2 protein-coding genes are annotated in these 462 nt (G+C 48.5%); both read left to right on the top strand.

All coding sequences use genetic code 11. The features are described from left to right. A partial coding sequence (locus AB2U10_RS19345) for a hypothetical protein (protein ID WP_493820791.1) occupies window positions 1-196 on the top strand: 196 nt, incomplete at its 5' end. 16 nt (window positions 197-212) lie between these two features. Further along, a partial coding sequence (locus AB2U10_RS19340) for an ATP-binding protein (RefSeq protein WP_493820790.1) occupies window positions 213-462 on the top strand: 250 nt, incomplete at its 3' end.

Here is a 462-nt window from a genome sequence, read left to right as displayed (position 1 = left end):
GTTGCGACTAGCCGCTAAAACACCACCCGAGGTCTTCCGAAATGCCTGCAAGATTGCTCTACAGGCAGGTAGCTGTCATTATCGTTTTATCGATCAGGTCATTACCAACGGAATGGCTAAAAACTATACTCCGCCTGCAGAGCTTGCTCTTAGCCCCAGCCATGAAAATTTGCGTGGAAAATCTTTTTTTAATTAATTATAAAGTGTTTACTATGAAAATCGAAGAACAGATGGGCCAGCTGAGACTGGCCGGAATGAGACACCGTTACATCAGTCTGAGTGAAACCCGGCAACTGCAAAACCTGTCGCTCAAAGAGGGCCTGGAGTTGCTGCTGCAGGCAGAAACCGAAAACCGACAAACCCGACGAACCGAGAGGCTGACCACCCAGGCCCGCTTCCGTTACCAGGCTTCCTTAAGTGAGATCAGCTATGCAGACAGTCGGAACCTGAACAAAAATCTGA

Origin of the sequence: Leadbetterella sp. DM7, assembly GCF_040829825.2 — a bacterium.
Lineage (GTDB): Bacteria > Bacteroidota > Bacteroidia > Cytophagales > Spirosomataceae > Leadbetterella.
This window is presented reverse-complemented; position numbering and strand designations above follow the sequence as displayed.